Source organism: Sedimentibacter acidaminivorans (assembly GCF_017873955.1).
In the GTDB taxonomy this organism is placed as follows: Bacteria; Bacillota; Clostridia; order Tissierellales; family Sedimentibacteraceae; genus Sedimentibacter; species Sedimentibacter acidaminivorans.
The window spans coordinates 597,655-617,448 of the sequence record NZ_JAGGKS010000001.1 but is presented as its reverse complement, the minus strand read 5'-3'; the positions used below and the strand labels follow the sequence as shown (position 1 = coordinate 617,448).

The 19,794-nt window shown below is 30.7% G+C and carries 18 protein-coding genes; 15 read left to right on the top strand and 3 right to left on the bottom strand.

From position 1 onward, the window contains the following. The first annotated feature begins 5 nt into the window (after window positions 1-5). The gene (locus J2Z76_RS02805) at window positions 6-671 is read left to right on the top strand and encodes a DUF6320 domain-containing protein (RefSeq protein ID WP_209510456.1); all 666 of its coding nucleotides are present in this window, start codon (window positions 6-8) and stop codon (window positions 669-671) included. Between the two features lie 29 nt (window positions 672-700). On the opposite strand, the gene J2Z76_RS02800 is transcribed toward J2Z76_RS02805, so the two are convergent. After that, window positions 701-1,858 (bottom strand): MFS transporter, encoded by a 1,158-nt coding sequence (locus tag J2Z76_RS02800; RefSeq protein WP_209510455.1) that lies wholly within the window; start codon window positions 1,856-1,858, stop codon window positions 701-703. Window positions 1,859-2,057: 199 nt separating this feature from the next. Between J2Z76_RS02800 and J2Z76_RS02795 the strand changes: the two genes are divergently transcribed. Continuing rightward, a complete protein-coding gene (locus tag J2Z76_RS02795; protein ID WP_342455002.1) occupies window positions 2,058-2,612 on the top strand; it encodes a GNAT family N-acetyltransferase in 555 nt (184 codons plus the stop codon). A 76-nt stretch (window positions 2,613-2,688) separates the two neighbouring features. Here J2Z76_RS02795 and J2Z76_RS02790 read toward each other — a convergent pair whose 3' ends face one another. Then, window positions 2,689-4,050 (bottom strand): MATE family efflux transporter, encoded by a 1,362-nt coding sequence (locus tag J2Z76_RS02790; RefSeq protein WP_209510454.1) that lies wholly within the window; start codon window positions 4,048-4,050, stop codon window positions 2,689-2,691. 131 nt (window positions 4,051-4,181) lie between these two features. Between J2Z76_RS02790 and J2Z76_RS02785 the strand changes: the two genes are divergently transcribed. The 3 genes from J2Z76_RS02785 to ltaE are packed head-to-tail and all read left to right on the top strand — an operon-like array spanning window position 4,182 to window position 6,762. Beyond that, window positions 4,182-4,814, top strand: a complete 633-nt coding sequence (locus J2Z76_RS02785) for a cyclodeaminase/cyclohydrolase family protein (protein WP_209510453.1) — start codon at window positions 4,182-4,184, stop codon at window positions 4,812-4,814. A gap of 21 nt (window positions 4,815-4,835) precedes the next feature. After that, on the top strand, window positions 4,836-5,690 hold the full coding sequence (locus J2Z76_RS02780; RefSeq protein WP_209510452.1) for a bifunctional 5,10-methylenetetrahydrofolate dehydrogenase/5,10-methenyltetrahydrofolate cyclohydrolase: 855 nt from the start codon (window positions 4,836-4,838) through the stop codon (window positions 5,688-5,690). A 49-nt stretch (window positions 5,691-5,739) separates the two neighbouring features. Then, window positions 5,740-6,762 carry a low-specificity L-threonine aldolase gene (gene ltaE / locus J2Z76_RS02775; RefSeq protein ID WP_209510451.1) on the top strand — a complete coding sequence of 341 codons (1,023 nt, stop codon included), beginning with the start codon at window positions 5,740-5,742 and terminating at the stop codon, window positions 6,760-6,762. Window positions 6,763-6,837: 75 nt separating this feature from the next. On the opposite strand, the gene J2Z76_RS02770 is transcribed toward ltaE, so the two are convergent. Further along, entirely contained in the window at window positions 6,838-7,659 is an 822-nt protein-coding gene (locus J2Z76_RS02770) for a sugar phosphate isomerase/epimerase family protein (RefSeq protein WP_209510450.1), read from the bottom strand. Window positions 7,660-8,179: 520 nt separating this feature from the next. On the opposite strand from J2Z76_RS02770, the gene J2Z76_RS02765 reads away from it, so the two are divergent. The 10 genes from J2Z76_RS02765 to J2Z76_RS02720 all read left to right on the top strand — a co-directional run bounded on the left by J2Z76_RS02765 (window position 8,180) and on the right by J2Z76_RS02720 (window position 19,793). Next, window positions 8,180-9,979, top strand: coding sequence for a thiamine pyrophosphate-binding protein (locus tag J2Z76_RS02765; protein WP_209510449.1), 1,800 nt, complete (start codon window positions 8,180-8,182; stop codon window positions 9,977-9,979). Window positions 9,980-10,114: 135 nt separating this feature from the next. Next, entirely contained in the window at window positions 10,115-10,846 is a 732-nt protein-coding gene (locus J2Z76_RS02760; RefSeq protein ID WP_209510448.1) for an IclR family transcriptional regulator, read from the top strand. Window positions 10,847-11,034: 188 nt separating this feature from the next. Continuing rightward, window positions 11,035-11,775: an IclR family transcriptional regulator gene (locus tag J2Z76_RS02755; protein ID WP_209510447.1), complete on the top strand. Its 741-nt coding sequence runs from the start codon at window positions 11,035-11,037 to the stop codon at window positions 11,773-11,775. A 437-nt stretch (window positions 11,776-12,212) separates the two neighbouring features. Beyond that, on the top strand, window positions 12,213-12,695 hold the full coding sequence (locus J2Z76_RS02750) for a TRAP transporter small permease (RefSeq protein WP_209510446.1): 483 nt from the start codon (window positions 12,213-12,215) through the stop codon (window positions 12,693-12,695). 33 nt (window positions 12,696-12,728) lie between these two features. Continuing rightward, complete coding sequence (locus J2Z76_RS02745) at window positions 12,729-14,021, top strand: TRAP transporter large permease (protein WP_209510445.1); 1,293 nt, start codon at window positions 12,729-12,731, stop codon at window positions 14,019-14,021. A gap of 78 nt (window positions 14,022-14,099) precedes the next feature. Then, window positions 14,100-15,185: a TRAP transporter substrate-binding protein gene (locus J2Z76_RS02740; protein ID WP_245210276.1), complete on the top strand. Its 1,086-nt coding sequence runs from the start codon at window positions 14,100-14,102 to the stop codon at window positions 15,183-15,185. Between the two features lie 89 nt (window positions 15,186-15,274). Further along, entirely contained in the window at window positions 15,275-16,141 is an 867-nt protein-coding gene (gene aroE, locus J2Z76_RS02735) for a shikimate dehydrogenase (protein ID WP_209510444.1), read from the top strand. A gap of 71 nt (window positions 16,142-16,212) precedes the next feature. Next, window positions 16,213-17,166, top strand: a complete 954-nt coding sequence (locus J2Z76_RS02730) for a hydroxymethylglutaryl-CoA lyase (protein ID WP_209510443.1) — start codon at window positions 16,213-16,215, stop codon at window positions 17,164-17,166. 211 nt (window positions 17,167-17,377) lie between these two features. Then, window positions 17,378-18,997, top strand: coding sequence for an FAD-binding oxidoreductase (locus tag J2Z76_RS02725; RefSeq protein WP_209510442.1), 1,620 nt, complete (start codon window positions 17,378-17,380; stop codon window positions 18,995-18,997). 1 nt (window position 18,998) lies between these two features. Further along, window positions 18,999-19,793 carry an electron transfer flavoprotein subunit beta/FixA family protein gene (locus J2Z76_RS02720; RefSeq protein WP_209510441.1) on the top strand — a complete coding sequence of 265 codons (795 nt, stop codon included), beginning with the start codon at window positions 18,999-19,001 and terminating at the stop codon, window positions 19,791-19,793. Window position 19,794: the final 1 nt, after the last annotated feature.

The window sequence follows — 19,794 nt, the reverse complement described above, 5'->3', positions numbered from 1 at the left end:
CCTTTGTGAAAAAATGTGAAAAGTGTAAAGTTAATATTATAGGTAAAAGAGAAAGTTGTCCTTTGTGTCAAGGATTTTTATTAGGAAGAGATGAGGAGCAAGAAGAAATATTTCCACGCATTTCTTCTGTGTATAAACTGCATAATTTGTTTTTTAGAATTTTAATATTGGTTTCTATAGTAATAGCAACATTATCTGTTACATTGAACATTATGATTCCACAAAGGGGAGCGTGGTCTCTTTTTATAATTGGTGGTTTGGTATCTGTTTGGGTAAGTTTGATAACAGCAATTAATAAGCGTAACAATATTCCTAAAAATATAGTATATCAAGTAGTAATTATTTCAATAGCGTTAGTATTGTGGGATTATATGACAAATTGGAAAGGATGGTCAATAGAATATATAATTCCAATATTGTGTGTTTTTGCAATGATTTCAATGGCAATTATTCCTAAAATATTGAAATTAAAAATGGAGGATTATATATTATATTTGATTATTGATGGAGTTTTTGGAATTGCTCCATTGATTTTTATTTTAATTGGAATATTAGATGTAATTTATCCTTCATTAATATGTGTAGCAACTAGTATTATTTCTTTATCAACAATACTAATATTTGAAGGTGACAGCATGAGAGCAGAAATGAAAAAAAGATTACATCTTTAAAAGTGGAAGAATAATTATTGTTTTATATATCAATTAAGGTTTGCTTTTTTTGATATTACTGTAATAACTATGAAACTACCAATTAGTGCTGCAGGTGCCATGAAGAATGACAAATATGTTCCTATTAGGTCATTAAGAAAGCCAGATAAGTTGAATAACAAAACAAAAATTATATTGCCTATAGTGGTTATCAGACCAATTGCAAAAGAAGCATTTTGTTTAAAAGTTTTGTTTACTAATACCATTAACGTTGGAAATCCTATTGAAATAAAAAATCCAGATATTGAAATAAGAAATAATCCAGACCTTTTTAAAATTAAGCCAAAAAATATGCATAATGCTGCTGATAATAAAAATATTCTCAATCCTTTTGCATCACCAAGTTTATTTACAATAAAACCTCCTGCAAGTCTTCCTGTGGCAAATAAAAGAAAGAATATAGATGCGTATATAGCTGCATCGGCAGGATTTAAAGCATAACTAGTTCTAATATAATTAATAAACCAAGTATTAACTACTGCTTCGGTCATAATTTGAAGTGATACAGCCAACATAAATAAAAATATAATTGGGTTTTTATATAGTTCTTTTCTCTGAATAGCTTGATGCTCTTGTATAATCTTCATGTTTGGTATTTTCATAAAAAGTGTAAATATAATAGATACAATAAAAAATATTCCTAGATAAAGATAAATGCTTCTCCAAGATATACCATTAAAAAGCAATTTGCCATAAATACTCTGACCAGCAAAGCTACCGAGACCATACATGAAATGAGTTATATTCATTAAAATAACTTCAAATCCTATAGACAAAACAGGAACTATTGAATCAACAGATACGCTTAAAGAAGAACGTCCTATTCCAAAAATAAAATAAAAAAGACCTAAAAGATAAATATTAGAAATGAATGGAGCCATAAAAATAGCTGCAGTTGATATTATACTACCAGATATAAACACAAATTTATGACCAAATTTTTCACATAAATGGCCTCCTGCGAAACTTCCGATTACACATCCTACAGTGTTGAGGGATAGAATAAAGCTTATTGTTGTATTGTTTGTATTAAATTCATCAATAAAAAAAGGTATAAAATTACCCCTTGAACTTTCAAATAGTGCCATGATAAAGTATATATAGAACGTTGTAAAAATGAGATAAATATTTCTTTTACTTATTTTCAAAATAAACCCCCGAGTGAATATATCTATAAATATTACATATAAAATTTAAGTGATATAATAAATGATAATTAACTAATGAATAGATATTATCATACTTATTTGCTATAGTAAAGCAAAATAAGTTGACTAATTGTATTGTTATATGTAGAATGAATATTGTAATGAACATAATTATCAAGAATTGAGAGGACTAGTATAAATGTTTATGCAAACACGTTATGAAACAGATAGATTGTATTTAAGGATACTTAAGCCTAATTATGGAAGACCAGTTCTGGAGTATTATAAAAGAAATCATAACTTTCTGAAAGAATGGGAACCCAAACCACATGATGATTTTTATACGGTGTCATATCAAAAAGATAAATTGAAAAACGAGTATTATATGGCTAAAAATCATACATTAGTTAGATTTTGGATAATTAAAAAAGAAAACAATAAAATTATTGGAAATGCATGTTATAGTAATATAATTATGGGTAATTTTAAATCATGCTTTTTAGGGTATAAGTTAGATAAAGATGAAATTAATAAGGGATATATGACGGAAGCAATAAATAAAACCGTTCAAATAATGTTTGATGATTATGGATTGCACAGAGTTGAAGTTAATATAATACCAAGAAATAAAAGATCTTTAAAAGTTATGGAAAAACTTGGATTTGAAAGAGAGGGTTTTTCAAAAAAATACTTAGAAATTAATGGAGTATGGGAGGACCATATACATTATGCAACATACAATCCAAATGATTAAAAAAATAGAAGTATACTTCAAAAGTTAAAGTATACTTCTATTTTTTTAAATGTAGGGAAAGCAACATGCATTGTGTCTAATTTTTCCAGGTTTTAAATATTCCTTCTAAATATATAAAAAGTACAGGTATTGCAATTCCAACTGAAATTATTTCACTTATGATAAATGAATACCAGATAGCGTTTAAACCATAAAATCTTGATAAAATATATGCAGCAGGTAACAATATTATAATTTGTCTGGTAAAAGAAATCATTAAACTCAATATTCCTTTGCCAAATGCTTGAAATGTGGTACTTATTGTTATTCCAACTGCAGCAACAACAAATGTCAAACTAATAATTTTAAGAGCATTTATGCCAATTAACATCATTTCATCATTGCTATCAAATAATGATAATAGTTCCGTTGTGAAAACTTGAAAAATAATAGTACCAATGAACATTATACTAACTGAAATTATTATTGCTGTTTTAAATGCTTCAAGTACACGATCTTTATTTTTAGCACCAAAGTTATATCCAATTATAGGACGAAATCCTTGTGCTAGTCCAAATATAGGCATGAAAATAAATGATTGAAGTTTAAAATATATACCAAGCACTGCTACAGCTGCTGAACTAAAAGAAATTAAAATAATATTTAACCCACTTACCATAACAGAAGCAAGGGCTTGCATTATAATAGCAGGTAGCCCAACCACATATATGTCTTTTATTGTTTTATAGTTGAGAGTAAAACCTTTTAAATTTAAATTTAGAAGGTGACTATCTTTAAATAGAATTTTCATTGTAAGTACAAAGGAGGCGAATTGTCCAATTACCGTTGCTATTGCAGCTCCCCTTATGCCTAATGCGGGTATTCCAAACCATCCGAAAATTAATATAGGGTCTAAAATTATATTTGTTATGGCACCAACCAATTGTGTAATCATAGGGATAAATGTATTTCCGGTTGCTTGAAGTATACTTATTCCAGCTTGAGTTATAAAGCTGCCAAAAGAAACTATCAATATGATTTGTAAATATTGAGTTGTTAGGTTTTGCAAATTTGGTTCATTTGTAAATATAGATGTAAACTGTTTTACAAAAAATATTCCAATTACGGCCATTACCAAAGAATAAAATATATTTATTACTAATCCATGATTAGCGGCTTTACTTGCGGCTTCTTGGTTACCTTCACCTAATCGTCTTGATATAAGAGAGCTAATCCCAGCTCCAGTTCCAACAAATAGTGATACAATAATCATTTGTAATGGAAATGCAAGTGAAACGGAAGTTAATGCATCCATGCTTATTCGAGATACAAAAATACTATCAACTACATTGTACATTGACTGAATAAACATTGATACAATTGGTGGTAAAGACATAGTTATAACTAATTTTGAAACAGATTCTGTTGCCATTTTGTTTTTCTTTTCTGGATTGTTCATTTAAAACTCCTTTTGTAAGTTTCTCACTATATGTTATCAAAATAAAGGCAATTGTCAATAAAAAAATAATTGTATTGAAAAATATATAGTATTTGGTATATACTATTCATATAAAAATTACGAGGTGAACTATGGAGTTAACACAATTATCATGTAAAGAATTCGCTTTTGAATTAGCATCTAAAAAACCAGTACCAGGAGGGGGAGGAGCAGCAGCATTAGTAGGAGCATTAGGAGCAGCCTTGAATACCATGGTAGCAAATTTTTCTGTGGGGAAGAAAAAATTTGTTGATTATAAAGAAAAGCATGAAGATATAATAAGAAGAGGTGAAATGTTAAGAAATAAACTTATATATCTTATAGATAAAGATGCAGAAAACTTTGAACCATTGTCAAAAGCATACTCAATGTCAAGTTCTACAGAAGAGGAAAAAATAAAAAAAGAAGAAACATTACAAAAATGTTTAAAAATTGCGTGCTCAGCACCTTTAGAAATACTTCAGTACACATATGAAGCAATTCTGTTGCATAATGAAATTGTTGATATTTCATCTAAAACAATTATAAGTGATGTAGGAGTTGGAGTTCAGTGTTTAAAAGCAGCATTGTATAGTGCATACTTAAATGTAGAAATAAATATCAAGTCTATGAATGATGATGAGTATGTTTTGAAAACAAGGGAAAAGTCTAAAAAAATGGTTGAAGATGGAGCAAAGTTAGCAGATGAGGTGTTTGAAAAAGTAGTTATAATTATGAATGAATAAAAGGTAAAAGGTGGGATTCTAGTGGGAAAACTAATTAAGGGCAAACCGGTTGCAGATGCAATAACACTTGAAGTAAAAAAAGATGTTGAACATTTAAAACAAAATAATATATTTCCAAAACTAAAAATTGTTAGAATAGGCGAAAGAGAAGATGACATAGCATATGAAAGAGCCGCACTTAAAAGAATGCAAACATGTGATATAGCTTGCGAAGTGGTAGCTTTACCAGCGGAAATAAGTCAAGAGGATTTTATTTTAAAATTAAAATCAGTTAATGATGATAAAACAGTACATGGCATATTGTTATTTAGACCACTTCCTAAACATATAGATGAAGATAAAGTAAAATACATTATTAATGCAGAAAAAGATATTGATTGTTTTAATCCTATTAATGTATCAAAAGTTATGGAAGGTGATGAGACAGGATTTTCTCCATGTACTCCTACTGCTTCTATGGAAATTTTAAAATACTATAATGTAGAGATTAGGGGTAAATTAGCAGTAGTTGTGGGTAGGTCAATGGTAGTTGGGAAACCATTGTCTATGTTGCTACTTAAAGAAGATGCAACTGTATTAATGTGTCATTCTAAGACTGAAAATTTAAAAGAACTGACATCAAAAGCTGATATACTCATTGCAGCTGTTGGAAAAGCAAAAATGATTACAAAAGATTACATAAAACAGGGTTCAACTGTAATTGATGTAGGTATTAATATAGAACAAGATGGTAATCTTTTTGGTGATGTAAATACAGATGATTGTCTGGAGAAATCAGGATTAATCACACCTGTTCCATTAGGAGTAGGTTCGGTAACAACAGCAGTTTTAGCAAAACATTTAGTAAAAGCAACAAAATTATCAATTTTATATTAACACCGTCTATCTAATAAAGCAGAATAATCTAAATAAGGAAGGTAATTTTATGAATTATATTGATTTAAGAAGTGACACTGTAACTATGCCTACTGACGAAATGAGAGAAGCAATTGCAAATGCTTTGGTTGGAGATGATGTTTACTGTGATGATCCAACAGTAAATAAACTTGAAAAACTTGCGGCGGAAAAAACAGGTAAAGAAGCAGCTTTGATTGTACCTAGTGGAACATTTGGAAATCAATTAGCATTATTTACACACACTAGAAGAGGACAAGAGGTAATCGTAGGTAAAAATAATCATATTGTGATACATGAGGTTGGAGCATCTGCTGTAATAGCAGGAGTTCAGTTAAGAACAATTGATACAGTTAACGGTACAATGAATCCAGCCGAAGTTAAGAAAGCGATTAGACAAGATGACATTCATGAACCTGAAACTGGATTAATTTGTGTAGAAGAAGCACATGGATGCGGAGCAGTCGTTTCACTTGAAAATTTAAAAGAAATAAAAAAAATAGCACAAGAGAATTCTATACCAGTACACTTGGATGGAGCTAGAATATTTAACGCTGCTACGTCGCTTAATGTAGAGGTAAAAGAAATTGCAGAATGTGCTGATACAGTTATGTTTTGTTTGTCAAAAGGATTAGCAGCACCTGCTGGTTCAATGCTAGCAGGAAGTAAAAAGTTTATAGATAGAGCAAGAAAAAATAGAAAGTTAATGGGTGGTGGAATGAGGCAAATAGGTATACTAGCCGCCGCAGGAATCATTGCCCTAGAAAAAATGACGCTAAGACTAGAAGAAGATCATAAAAACGCTAAATATTTTGCAGAAGAATTATCTAAGATACCGGGTGTAAATGTTAAATTTGACAGAACAGATATAGACATGATTTACTTTGAGATGGGAGAAGAAGTTATATCTGAAAAAGCCTTTATAGAAAAACTTTATGAAAAAAATATAAAGGTAAACGGAATTGAAGATGGTGAATACAGGTTTGTAACACATGTAGGAGTAACAAAATCAGATATAGATTTTGTCATTAAATGCATGAAAGAAATTATGTAGAAGAATAGATAAAAAAGCTGCTATTTAGTTAAAAATAGCAGCTTTTTTTAGGGGAATTTATGAAAAAGTTATCGTTTAGGCTCTAGGATGCTCTCCAAAGTATTTTTTTGCTGTTTCAATACAACGACGAGCATGTTCAGTGTATCCAAAATCTTTGACCCTTTGAATATGAGGTAGTTCTATTGATAAAACTACATCTTCGGGCATTCTATTTATTATAGAAGCAATATCAATTGCACCTTCTCCAACATATAATCTTTCATCTCTACCTGTGTGTATTAAACCTTCTTTGTTTGTAGGAATTTCAGCAGGACCATCACAAATATGTGCAAAATTAAACCATTCTTTAGGGATATTGTCTAATTCTTCTAGGTTAACTCTAGAACGGTTGAAATGAAGAGTATCTATCATAATACCAACATTTTCACGGTTAACAGTTTTAAGAAACTCTTTAGCTTCTTTCAATGTTGATAAATCTGCCCAAGTTACAAACTCGAGATTAACATCTAAATTATATTGTTTTGCCAAATCGCAAAGTTCTATAAATTTCTCAGTAGCATATTCTCTATTGGGAGTCCACACGCTACTTATCATTCCTTTAGCACCTAATTCAGCTGCTACTTCAAAAGCTGGTTCATATTTTTTAACATCCATTCCATCAAATATACGAGCAAGTTCTATGTCATTAACTTTTATTCCTGTTTCTTTAAGGGCAGTTTTTGTTAGTTTATACATTTCTTTATTATTAGCCAAGTCGTAATTTGGTTCTCCTGGTAATCCCATATAAATAGGACGTATGCTTACATAGTCATATCCGGTTAAACTAGCAATGTAAATCATCTCTGGTGGAGCACAGCCCAAAACAGTAAGATGTGCTAAAGAATATTCTCTTTTCATTTTTATCTCCTTTAATAAATTTAATTTTATTGTGTGATAATTTATAATAATTATATTTCAATTAATGAAAAAAGTCAATAGTTAACAGACTAAAAACCTAATAACATTTACACAAATAACCAAAATACTGCTAAAATGGCACAATATATTTTATAGAGTAAAAATATATAGACATAAAATTAAAGGGGTAATGACTAAAAACAAAGTAAATAAAAATTAAAGTTTTTTTTGATAATTTTACGTTTATATTTAATAACTGCCTAAATATCAACATAAAATTAAGATGACTACTATTAAAATATTTTTAAAAAAATAAATAATGTGTTGACTTACATTAATAATAATGCTATAATTTCAACAAACAAAAATAAAAAAATTCCATTGTGTGAAATACTATTGATTATTTTTATAATTAGTTTTCATGAATAATGAATATGTAGAGTTCGTGAAAACACTTGTTTTACACAGGGATTATAAATTATAAATAAAAATTATAACTTATAGAAAGTGAGATTGATTAATGAAAAAATTAATATCTTATCAATTGGTTGACTATTTAGAAAGAAGAGGCGTTGAGTATGTATTTGGTCTTTGTGGTCATACTGTAATAGCATTATTAGATGCTATGAAAGATAGTAAACTAAAATATATTTCAGTAAGACACGAACAAATAGCTTCTACTGCTGCTGATGGTTATGCAAGAGTTACAAAAAAAGCATCAGTATGTATGACACACTTAGGACCTGGACTTACAAATGCTGTAACAGGAGTTGCAAATGCAGCTACTGACAACATACCAATGGTAGTAATAGCAGGAGATGTTCCAAGCTACTACTATGGTAAACATCCGCATCAAGAAATAAACATGCATTGTGATGGCTCGCAATATGATATTTTCAAACCATTTGTAAAAAGAGCATGGAGATTAGATACTCCTGAATTATTACCGGAAATTCTTGATAAAGCATTTAGATTGGCTGAATCAGGAAGACCTGGACCAGTTCTTATTTCAATACCAATGGATATGTTCTCAAGAGAAATTGATGATTCTAACTTTGAAAGAACTTACAAAGATTCACACGAAACTGTAAAACCTACTTTGCAAAAAGAAACAGCAATACAAATTGCTAAGAAACTTATTGATGCAGAAAATCCATTGATTCACATTGGTGGTCATACAGTATATAGTGGAGCTACAAAAGAATTAACAGAATTGGTAGAATTCTTAGACTTACCTGTAACGAGATCATTGATGGGTCAAGGCGGAATTTCAGATACTCATCCATTATTTGTTGGAACAACAGGATTCTGGGGAACTTATTTTGTTAATGGAAAATCTTCAACTGCAGATTTAGTACTTGCTGTTGGAACTAGAATGAAAGAAGCAGACGCAAGTTCTTGGTATGAAGGAATATCATTTAGTCAGAAATCAAGATTTATACAAATAGATATAGATCCAGAAGAAATTGGGAGAAACTATCCTGTTGAAATAGGCGCTGTAGCAGACCCTAAATTAGCATTGGCAGCTATTTTAGAAGCTGCAAAAGAATTGAAACCAGAAGGAATCAATAGACCAGAATTAAGAGCGGAAATAGCTAAATATAGAGCTGAATTCAAAGCATCAAACAAAGCTATATCAGATGATGGAAGATTCCCGATGACACCACAAAGAATATTAAAAGATGTTAGAGAAGTATTTCCTACTGACGGATTAATTTTTACAGATGTTGGTTGGAATAAAAATGGTGTAAGTCAACAATTTGATATAACAGAACCTGATACAATATTCCATCCAGGTGGATTAGCAACAATGGGATTTGGTTCAGCTGCAATACTAGGAGCTAAATTAGCAGCTCCAGATAAAAAAGTTATCACTTTGATAGGAGACGGTGGATTTGGAACTAATCCTTCAGTATTAGCTGCAGCAGTAGAACAAAATATTCCATGCGTTTGGGTAATTATGAATAATGGTGCATTTGGTACCATAGCTGGACTTGAGGGTGGAGCATACGGACATTCATTTGGAACCATATTCCATACTCCAGATGGAGAAAAATATAATCCTGACTGGGCAGAAGTTGCAAAAGCTTATGGAGTAAAATCAAAGAAAATAACATCAGCAGATGAATTTAAAGGTGCATTTGAAGAAGCGATTAATGCTAATGTACCTTACTTGTTGGATGTACCAATGGAAAATATACCAGTTCCTACAGATGGTATTTGGAATATAAATGATATATACAATCCAAAGGAAAATGTAGTTGAAGGTAAATTAGTTTCAGGTGAAGCAACAAGATTTGCACATGTAGCTACAAAATAATTAAATTATTTGAAATTTCTAATGAAAACATATAGAATGGGATTAAAGTAAAACCTACATCTATATGTTTTTGTTAAATAGAATTTTGTATGAAACATTATAAGTGAATTAGAATAGAAAAGTGAAGAGGAAACTATGCAAATTAGAAATTCACCAACGAGGTCAGTAGAAAGAGCGCTAGAAATACTAGATTGTTTTTTAATTGAGGATAAGATGACTTTAAACGAAATATCCGAGAAGACTAAATTGTCTCCAAGTACAGCTTATAGAATAATGCAAACTTTGCAAAATAAGCATTTTATTGAGAGAGACGATAAAAATAAAAAATTTTCCATAGGAGATAAGATTAATAAATTAGCAAGCTCTATTACAGAAGATCAAAATATGGAATTGAGAAAAATGGTATATCCTTATATGGAGAAATTAAAGGAAAAGTATAATGAAAATATAAGATTGTATATACCAGATGGTTCATATAAATTGTGTATTGAGGTTATTGAATCTACAAGAGAGCATAGAGCAATAATTAAGGTTGGCGAAAGACATACTATTATTAGGGGTGCAGCAGGTAAAGTGTTTTTGGCATATTTGGATAAAAATTTAAGGAATAATATTGTCAAAGAAACAAACTTAACGGATGAAGCGTTGGAAAAGATAAAGGCAAATGAATATGCATTAAGTTTGGGAGAAAGAGAAGATGGATTAGTCGGTATAGCGGCTCCTATTTTTAATAATGAAGGTAAAGTTATAGCTTCTTTATCTATTTCTGGACCTGCTGTTAGATTTATTAACGAAGAGATGTCTGATAAAATAAGTGATATTGTAAAATATTGCAAAGAAATATCAAATCAATTAGGCTTTTATTAGATAAAAGAGTCCAAGTATATATACACACACATATATATATATATAAGGCTCTTTTATTTTGTGTTTCGGAAAAATTGAAATTAGAACAGAATCCAGGCTGAAATTTCATCTGATGAAATAAAACGTTGACAAAAAATAAAAACTCATCTATACTAATATAAGATTCAAATAAGCAAAGGGGATGACATATGGAAGGTAAAAATTCACCAACGAGATCAGTTGAGAGAGCTTTAGAAATACTAGAATGTTTTTTAGACCACAACGAATTGACTTTATCACAAATTTCAGAAAAAACTAAGCTATCTCCAAGTACAGCACACAGGATTATTGCAACTTTGCAATCAAAACATTATTTAGAAAAGGATCCTGAGAGTAAAAAAATTTTTTTGGGCAATAAAATTAGTCAATTATCAACTAAATTACCTGATGGAAAATATGATGAGTTGAAGAAAATATCATACAGTCATATGTTAAGATTAAATAAAAAATATAACGAAAATGTTAGATTGTTTATTTTAGACGGAGAGTATAAATTGTGTATTGCAGTTGTAGAATCAACTCGTTCTTTAAGGCAAATTATTAGGCTAGGAGAAAGACACTTGCTCATAGTAGGGGCAGCAGGTAAGGTGTTCTTAGCTTATATGGACCCTGTTAGTAGGCAGGAAGTAATTAAAGATACTAGACTCGATGATTCGGTATTTGAAAAAATAATTGAAAGAGGTTATGCATTGAGTGTTGGGGAAAGAGAAGAAGGATTAGTTGGAATAGCATCTCCTATAATGAATTCACAAGGAAAACTTATAGGTGTATTGTCATTTTCTGGACCTTCAGTTAGATTTGTTAATGAAGAAATGACGGATAAGATAAACGATACAATTAAAGCAGCAAATGATATATCTAGAGATTTAGGCTATGAAAAAATCATGTAATTTATTTTTAAATGGTATACCTAGTATTGTAAATGGTTATAATAGTTAGGTATATTTTTTATTTATTTTATTAAAATAGCTGGATTGGGGTATATAATGGATATTATATTGTTTATATATAGATAGAAAAAATATTGTTTTCAGTTGACGAAATAAAAAGCAAATAAGAAAACGTTATTCAAAATAAATATCTTGACAATTCTATAAAACAATAATATAATTTTATTAAATGAAATAATGTTTTTCATATAATGAAATTATTATTTACTTAGGGAATGTTTTAGAGTCAATTACTTGTTAAGAAGTATATTATGAAAACATTACCAAAATATATTACTATTATTCAAGGAGTTGATTATTTGTAATTATTTATTCTCGTTTTTATTGTTATAATATTTTTGTAAATTAAAAGTTTAAAAAATCACGGAGGTGAAGTAATGAAAATTATCAAGAAGATAGATGATAATTTCGAAGAGTTACTATTAATGCTCTTGTTAGCTGCTATGGCAATGGTAATGGGCGTTCAGGTTGTGGCTCGATATGTATTTAATTATTCTTTGACATGGTCAGAGGAACTTACTCGTTATATGTTTGTGTGGTCAGCTTTTCTCAGTATTAGCTATTGTACAAAAAAACAAATATCAATTAAAATTGAACAAATAGTATCAATGTTACCAACAAAGTTGCATGCGGTTTTTAAAATAATTGAGAAAGCAGTAATGCTAGTTTTCTTTGTATATATGATTAAGTATGCTTATAATTTTGTACAGGCATCAGTGTTAAGTGGACAGATAAGTCCTGCTTGCAGAATACCTATGTACTTTATACAGGTTGCTCCATTAGTTGGATTTATTTTAACTATAATTAGATTGATACAAGGTTTAGTATTTGAATTTAAGGTTTTAGTAAGTGGCAACTAATTTTGATTTTTTATATTTGAAAGGAGAAAGTTTATGTCAGCAGGCATTTTATTTCTAATTTTTTTTCTATGTCTATTCGTTGCTATTCCAGTTTCAAGTTCTCTGGGGATAGTATCAGTATTACCTGGATTCGTTGACCCTTCATTTCCAGCAAGTGCTACTTATGTAATAAGAGCAATGTTAGGAGGAGTTGATAGTTTTCCATTATTAGCTATACCTATGTTTGTTTTATCTGGAATAATAATGGCAAAAGGAGGAGTATCAAAGAAGTTATTTGATGTATTCTCGTTTTTTATTGGTAAGTTAACAGCAGGAATGCCATCGGCTGTTATAGTAACATGTTTGTTCTACGGTGCAATTTCTGGTTCAGCTCCAGCTACGGTTGCTGCTGTTGGTAGTATGACAATCCCGGTTTTAGTTAATTTGGGATATGATGTGAAATTCTCTACAGCTCTTGTTGCAGTTTCTGGAAGTTTAGGTGTTATAATACCACCTAGTATACCATTTATCTTGTATGGTATGGCTTCAGGAGTGTCTGTTGGGGACATGTTTACAGCTGGTATTATACCAGGATTTTTAATAGCGGGCTGTTTAATGGCTTATGCATTTTTTTACTGTAAGAAAAATGGTGAAGATAAGGTTAAAATTAATGAAACAGTTGATGCATTAAGAAAAAAGGGACTTATTAAAGTAGTTTTAGATAGCTTTTGGGCGTTATTGACACCAGTTATAATACTAGGTAGTATTTATAGTGGGGTTGCTTCTCCTACAGAAGCTGCTGTATTATCGGTATTTTATTCTTTATTTATAAGTTTGTTTGTTTATAAGACACTTAAGTTTAAAGAAATACCTAATATATTCAGAGAAAGTATCAAGACGTTTGGACCTATGTTGTTTATACTAGCTGCAGCATCTGCATTTGCCAGAGTTTTAGCATTGATGAATGTACCTCAAACTGTAAGCACTTGGATTACTGGAACATTTACAAGTAAAGCTGTTATATTAATTGTAATCAACTTGTTCTTATTAGTTGTTGGTATGGTAATGGATGGAGGTCCAGCTATATTAATATTAACACCAATTATGGTTCCTATAATGAATTTAATAGGAGTTGATTTAATTCACTTTGGTATCTTTATGGTAGTTAACTTAGCTATTGGATTTGTTACACCACCGATAGGAATAAACTTATTTGTTGCAAGTTCCTTGACCAAAATACCAGTCATGGATGTGGCCAAGAACGCATTGCCGTTTATATTACTGTTCTTAATAGCACTGACATTAATAATTATATTCCCTGGTATTAGTTTGGTATTGCTAGGTTAATAACAATGAAGTAGACATCTTTATTATTATTAAGATTATAATAAAGATGTTTATGATAAATAACAAAAATATTGTAAAATGAAAGGAATTAGAAAAATGAAAAAGATGAAAAGTTTAATTAGTATCGTTTTAGTTTTAGTGTTGGCACTCTCTCTGACAGCATGTGGTGAAAAGACTACACCAGAAACACCAGCAACACCTGCAGAAACAGAAACTCCTGCATCAGAAACACCAGATGCATCAGCTGAAGTAGGTGAATATAACTGGAATCTAGCTATAGATAGTCCAGAAGATACTGTAACATTCTTATATGGTAAGAAGTTTGCTGATTTAGTATCAGAAGCTTCAGGTGGAAAAATGAAAATTCAAATCTTTGCTAATGGTACATTAGGCGGAGACAGAGAGGCTCTTGAAAGTTGTTTAGGTGGAGATGTTAACTTTATAGTTCAAACTACTGCACCACAGGTAAACTTCATGCCTAAATTAGCTGTATTTGACTTACCAGTTGCTTATGCTACTATAGATGAAGTAAGAGCAGCATTAGATAATAGTGATTTCATGTCTACTATTAACCAAGTTTATGCTGATGGTGGATACAAATTATTAGGATATGCAGATCAATCATTTAGAATTATGTCAACTAACAAAAAAGTTGAATCAATGGATGATTTTAAAGGTCAAAAAATTAGAACTATGGAAAATCCTAACCACTTAGCATTCTGGAAAGCATTAGGTGCAAATCCAGCTCCTATGGCATTTGCTGAAGTTTATATAGGATTACAACAAGGAACTATAGATGCACAGGAAAATCCATATGAAGTTATAGTTGCTAATAAATTATATGAGCAACAAAAATATGTTGTACAAACAAACCACATTCCTCACATATTATCTTTGATCACAAACAAAGCATTATATGATGGTTTAAATGATGCTGAAAAAGCAATCATAGATGAAGCTGTTACAGAAGCAAAAGCTTATGCACGTGAGCAAGCAGATTCTAGAGCAGAAGAAAGAATGAATGCTATAAAAGATAGTGGAACAGAAGTTGTACCAGTATCAGCAGAATTATATGAACAAATAAAAACAGCTGTTCAACCTGTATTCGACGAAATTCGTTCACAAGTTGGTGATGATTTAGTTGATGCTTATTTAGGAGAATAATATTAACATTGGTTATATTTGGCGGGAAGTTCTCGCCAAATATAATTTTTTAAAAATTTTAATTATTAGTTAATAAGAGAGGTAAGAAAATGGCAATTACAGTAGATACTAAAATGATAGCTTTGTTAGGTAAACCATTGAGACAATCATTCTCACCAAGAATGCAAAATGAAGCTTATGAAGCAGCAGGATTAGACTATCATTATTTTCCGGTAGAAGTTGAAAATGATCATTTAGGTGATGTAATCAACGGATTAAAGTATATGAACTTTGTAGGATTTGCAGTAACAAAACCTAATAAAATAGAAGTAATGCAATATTTAGATGAAATTGACGAGCTAGCTGAAAAGATGGGCTCTTGTAATACTATAGTAAATAATAATGGGAAATTAAAAGGTTATAACACTGATGGAGAAGGTTTCGTAAGATCTCTATTAAGTGAAACTGATTGTAAATTAGAAGATTCAGTATTCTTTTGTTTTGGAGCAGGTGGAGCAGGCCGAGCAATATGCTCTACATTAGCATTCAGAGGAGCTAAAAAAATATATATAGTAGATAAATTTAAAGAATCAAGCAAGTCACTGGTTGAAGATATAAATACTAAATTTGCCCCAGTAGCAGAATTAGTATCATTTGAAAATGTGGAAGAAATCAATAAGAAAGTTTCGCTTTCTAATGTAGTTATAAATGCATCAGGAATTGGAATGTATCCACATCTTGATGAAGTTCCGGTTTCGAAAGAATCGTTAAATTCTTCTCAAATTTGTTTTGATGCAACATACAATCCACTTAAAACTAAGTTCTTGGTGGAAGCAGAATCTATAGGATGTAAAATATTAAATGGTATTGGAATGGTAATTAACCAAGGTGTAATTCAGTATTCATTGTGGACAGGATTGCCTGAACCAATAGAAACATTTACAAAAAGTATAGAAAAAATAGTATCAGAGAAATAATTGAGTAGGGGTTATGCTAAATAGCATAATCCTTATTTTAAAAAGAGAACTAGGAGGAAACAACTGTGTCAATGGATTTAGTAAAAAAAATTAAAATATGTGAAGTAGGACCTAGAGATGGGTTACAAAATGAGGCTACAATACTTACAACAGAGCAAAAAGTAGAAATAATTAAAGATATGATTGATGCTGGGTTTAAAGTTATTGAAGTTGGATCTTTTGTTAGCCCAAAAGCAGTGCCTCAGATGGCAAATACTGATGAAGTTTTTAAGTTAATACCAATGGTTGATGGTGTAGAATATAGAACATTAATAGCTAATGTAAAGGGTGTAGAAAGAGCAGCTGCATGTGGTTGTAAGAAAGTTAAGTTAAATGTATCTGCAAGCAAGGCGCATAATTTAGCAAACTTAAACAAGACACCAGAAGAGAGTGTTGCAGGGTTTAAGGCTTGTGTTGATAAAGCATTAGAAAACAATATAGAAATTTCAGGATCTATTTCAATGGCTTTTGGGTCACCATGGGATAAAGAAATACCAGTGCAAGATGTTAAGGATATAGTTCAAGCATACTTAAATGTAGGAGTTACAGAGATATCACTTTCGGATGCTTCTGGAATGGCATATCCAACTCAAGTTTATGAAATTTGTTCAGAAATGAAAAAAGAGTTTCCCCAAGTAAATTGGTGGTTACATTTCCATAATACTAGAGGATTGGGAATATCAAATATAGTTGCTGGAATGCAAGCAGGTATAACACAATTTGATACATCATTTGCTGGTGTCGGTGGTTGTCCATTTGTTCCAGGGGCTGCAGGAAATGTATCAACAGAGGATGTTATACATATGTGTAATGAAATGAATGTAGAAACAGGAATAGATTTGGATAAAGCAATGCTGATTAGTAAAAAAATAGTTGAAATTGTAGGACATTCCACTGATAGTTATTTATTGAGAGCAGGAAAATCAAAGGATTTAATAAGAGAGTTACCAACAGGTCAAATTAAAAACCAAGTTAAATCTAAATAATTTAAGTAAAAAGCAATGGCGGATGAATATTAATTCTTCTGCCATTGTTTTTATTAAAAAGGGTTTAGTAGTATACAATCTTTATATAAACAAATATGTTAAATATTTTTGGTTGCTTTAGGCCGATGTTTATGTTAGATTATAAGTTAAAATATATTGGTTAATTAATTATTAGTTTATATAATTACTTGCTTCATTGTGGAGGACAAAGATGGATAATAAAATTAAAATTAGATTTACTGAAGAATATGGAGAATATTTAAGAGACGAATCTCGTCAGGTGGGGTTTGCAGACAGTATATCTTTTGTAAAATCAGAAGAAGAAATAATAAGTGTTTTAAAAGAAAATTACGCAAATAAAATACCTACAACAATTCAAGGAGCTAGAACTGGATTAGCAGCATCATCAGTTCCTTTTGGGGGACATGTAATTAATTTAAGTAGAATGAATAAAGTGAATGGAATTCGATATGATGAGGTAAATGATAAATTTTATATAAAACTTCAGCCTGGAGTTTTGCTTGTAGAAATTAGGAAATATTTAGCTAATAAATCATTTATAACCGATGGGTGGAATGATTCTTCTAAAAATGCATTATATCATATGAAAAAAGGCGAATGGTTTTATTCAACTGACCCCACTGAAATTTCTGCTACTATAGGAGGAATGGTAGCATGTAATGCTTCTGGGGCTAAGAGTTTTAGGTACGGTTCTACTAGGGACCATATTCAGTCTATTAGGGCAGTGTTGTCGGATGGAGATGTTATATCACTTAGAAGGGGAGAAGTGATATCTGATGGCAGATTATTTTCGGTTACAACAGAGGGTGGAAGAATCATAAGTGGCAGACTTCCTAAATATGAAATGCCAAATGTTAAGAAAAACACTTCGGGTTATTTTAATAAACTAAATATGGATATCATAGATTTGTTTATTGGTTCAGATGGAACCTTGGGAGTTATAAGTGAAATTGAAATAGAATTAAATAAAAAACAGAAGTCCAATTGGGGTATTACTATTTTTATGCCTGATGAAGATAAAGCCTTGGATTTAGTTAGGGCTCTTAGGGGTGAAAAAATATTTTGTGATAGAAATGCTATTAATTTAAATCCATCAGCTATAGAATTTTTTAGTCATAATGCTTTGGACATGCTAAGAGAACAGCAGCGTGTAAATCCTGCTTTTGCAACTATACAAGAAATTAAAGAGAACTATCATACTGCAATTTATATTGAAATCGAGGATGACTCAGATGATAAAATATGGGCAGGAGTAGAGGAACTTGGAGAAATAATTGTAAAATTAGGTGGTGATGAAGATGCTACATGGGTAGCAAATAATCCTACAAATTTAGAAAAATTACATTCATTCAGGCATGCATGCCCTGAGTGTGTGAATATGCAAATAGATTTAATACGAAAATCCGATTCAAGAATTACTAAACTAGGGACAGATATGTCCGTGCCAGATAATAAATTGAAAGATGTAATGAAAATGTATAATGATGGCATTTTGGAAAATAATTTAAATGCAGTTATTTTCGGTCATATTGGAAATAATCATCTTCATGTAAACACTATTCCTAGAGATATGGATGAGTATAATAGAGGAAAAGAATTATATTCTTCTTGGGCTGAAAAAATTGTTTCAATGGGAGGAGCTGTATCTGCTGAACACGGTGTGGGAAAGTTGAAAGTGCCGTTTCTTCAAAAAATGTTTACTAAGGATAAAATAGATGACATGAGAAAATTAAAAAAATTATTTGACCCAGATCAATTATTTAATAGAGCAACAATATTTCCGTATGTGGAATCAAAGGGGGTTAAGTAATATGAAAATTATTGTATGTATTAAGCAAGTACCTGGAACAAATGAAGTAAAATTAGATCCAGCAACAAATACTATCATCAGAGATAATATCGCTTCTATAATAAATCCATTTGATACGTATGCTATAGAGGAAGCTGTTAGGATTAAAGAAAAAATGGGAGCGGAAATTTATGGATTAAGTATGGGCATTCCATCATCCCAAGAGATGCTTAGGGAAGCAATATCATTAAAGGTTGATAAAGCTATGCTATTAACAGATAGAAAATTTGCAGGTGCAGACACCCTTGCTACTTCCTATGCTCTTAGTTTAGGTATACAAAAAATTGGTGATTACGACTTGATTATATGTGGTAAACAGGCTATTGATGGTGATACAGCACAGGTTGGACCAAGTTTAGCTAAAACTCTAGGTATAGCATACATCACTGATGTAAGTAAAATAATTGAAATAAAAGATAACATAATGCATTGCTTGAAAATTACAGATGATGGGTATGAAGAGTTAAAAGTTAAGTTACCAGCGCTTATAAGCGTAGTAAAAGAAATAAATATGCCTAGGCTTCCATCTATTAAGGGGATGAAGCACGCAAGGCAGGCAAAAATCGAAATAGTAACATTTGCAGATACCGATGCAAATGAAAATAAATTAGGACTTAAGGGTTCTCCTACAAAGGTTCGTAAAACCTTTGTTCCAACACATGAAATTAATAGTGAAATAATTGAAGGAACTACTGAAGAAAAAGTAAATAGATTAGCGGAAGTTCTAAATTCAAAAGCAATACGGAAGGGTATGTGAT

Coding starts and splice junctions, on each gene's coding strand:
- J2Z76_RS02740 (WP_245210276.1), top strand. CDS start 14,100: ATGAAAGGAATTAGAAAAATGAAAAAGATGAAAAGTTTAATTAGTATC.
- J2Z76_RS02770 (WP_209510450.1), bottom strand. CDS start 7,659: ATGAAAAGAGAATATTCTTTAGCACATCTTACTGTTTTGGGCTGTGCT.
- J2Z76_RS02725 (WP_209510442.1), top strand. CDS start 17,378: ATGGATAATAAAATTAAAATTAGATTTACTGAAGAATATGGAGAATAT.
- J2Z76_RS02730 (WP_209510443.1), top strand. CDS start 16,213: ATGGATTTAGTAAAAAAAATTAAAATATGTGAAGTAGGACCTAGAGAT.
- J2Z76_RS02785 (WP_209510453.1), top strand. CDS start 4,182: ATGGAGTTAACACAATTATCATGTAAAGAATTCGCTTTTGAATTAGCA.
- J2Z76_RS02750 (WP_209510446.1), top strand. CDS start 12,213: ATGAAAATTATCAAGAAGATAGATGATAATTTCGAAGAGTTACTATTA.
- J2Z76_RS02765 (WP_209510449.1), top strand. CDS start 8,180: ATGAAAAAATTAATATCTTATCAATTGGTTGACTATTTAGAAAGAAGA.
- J2Z76_RS02755 (WP_209510447.1), top strand. CDS start 11,035: ATGGAAGGTAAAAATTCACCAACGAGATCAGTTGAGAGAGCTTTAGAA.
- J2Z76_RS02795 (WP_342455002.1), top strand. CDS start 2,058: ATGTTTATGCAAACACGTTATGAAACAGATAGATTGTATTTAAGGATA.
- J2Z76_RS02760 (WP_209510448.1), top strand. CDS start 10,115: ATGCAAATTAGAAATTCACCAACGAGGTCAGTAGAAAGAGCGCTAGAA.
- J2Z76_RS02720 (WP_209510441.1), top strand. CDS start 18,999: ATGAAAATTATTGTATGTATTAAGCAAGTACCTGGAACAAATGAAGTA.
- aroE (WP_209510444.1), top strand. CDS start 15,275: ATGGCAATTACAGTAGATACTAAAATGATAGCTTTGTTAGGTAAACCA.
- J2Z76_RS02745 (WP_209510445.1), top strand. CDS start 12,729: ATGTCAGCAGGCATTTTATTTCTAATTTTTTTTCTATGTCTATTCGTT.
- J2Z76_RS02790 (WP_209510454.1), bottom strand. CDS start 4,050: ATGAACAATCCAGAAAAGAAAAACAAAATGGCAACAGAATCTGTTTCA.
- ltaE (WP_209510451.1), top strand. CDS start 5,740: ATGAATTATATTGATTTAAGAAGTGACACTGTAACTATGCCTACTGAC.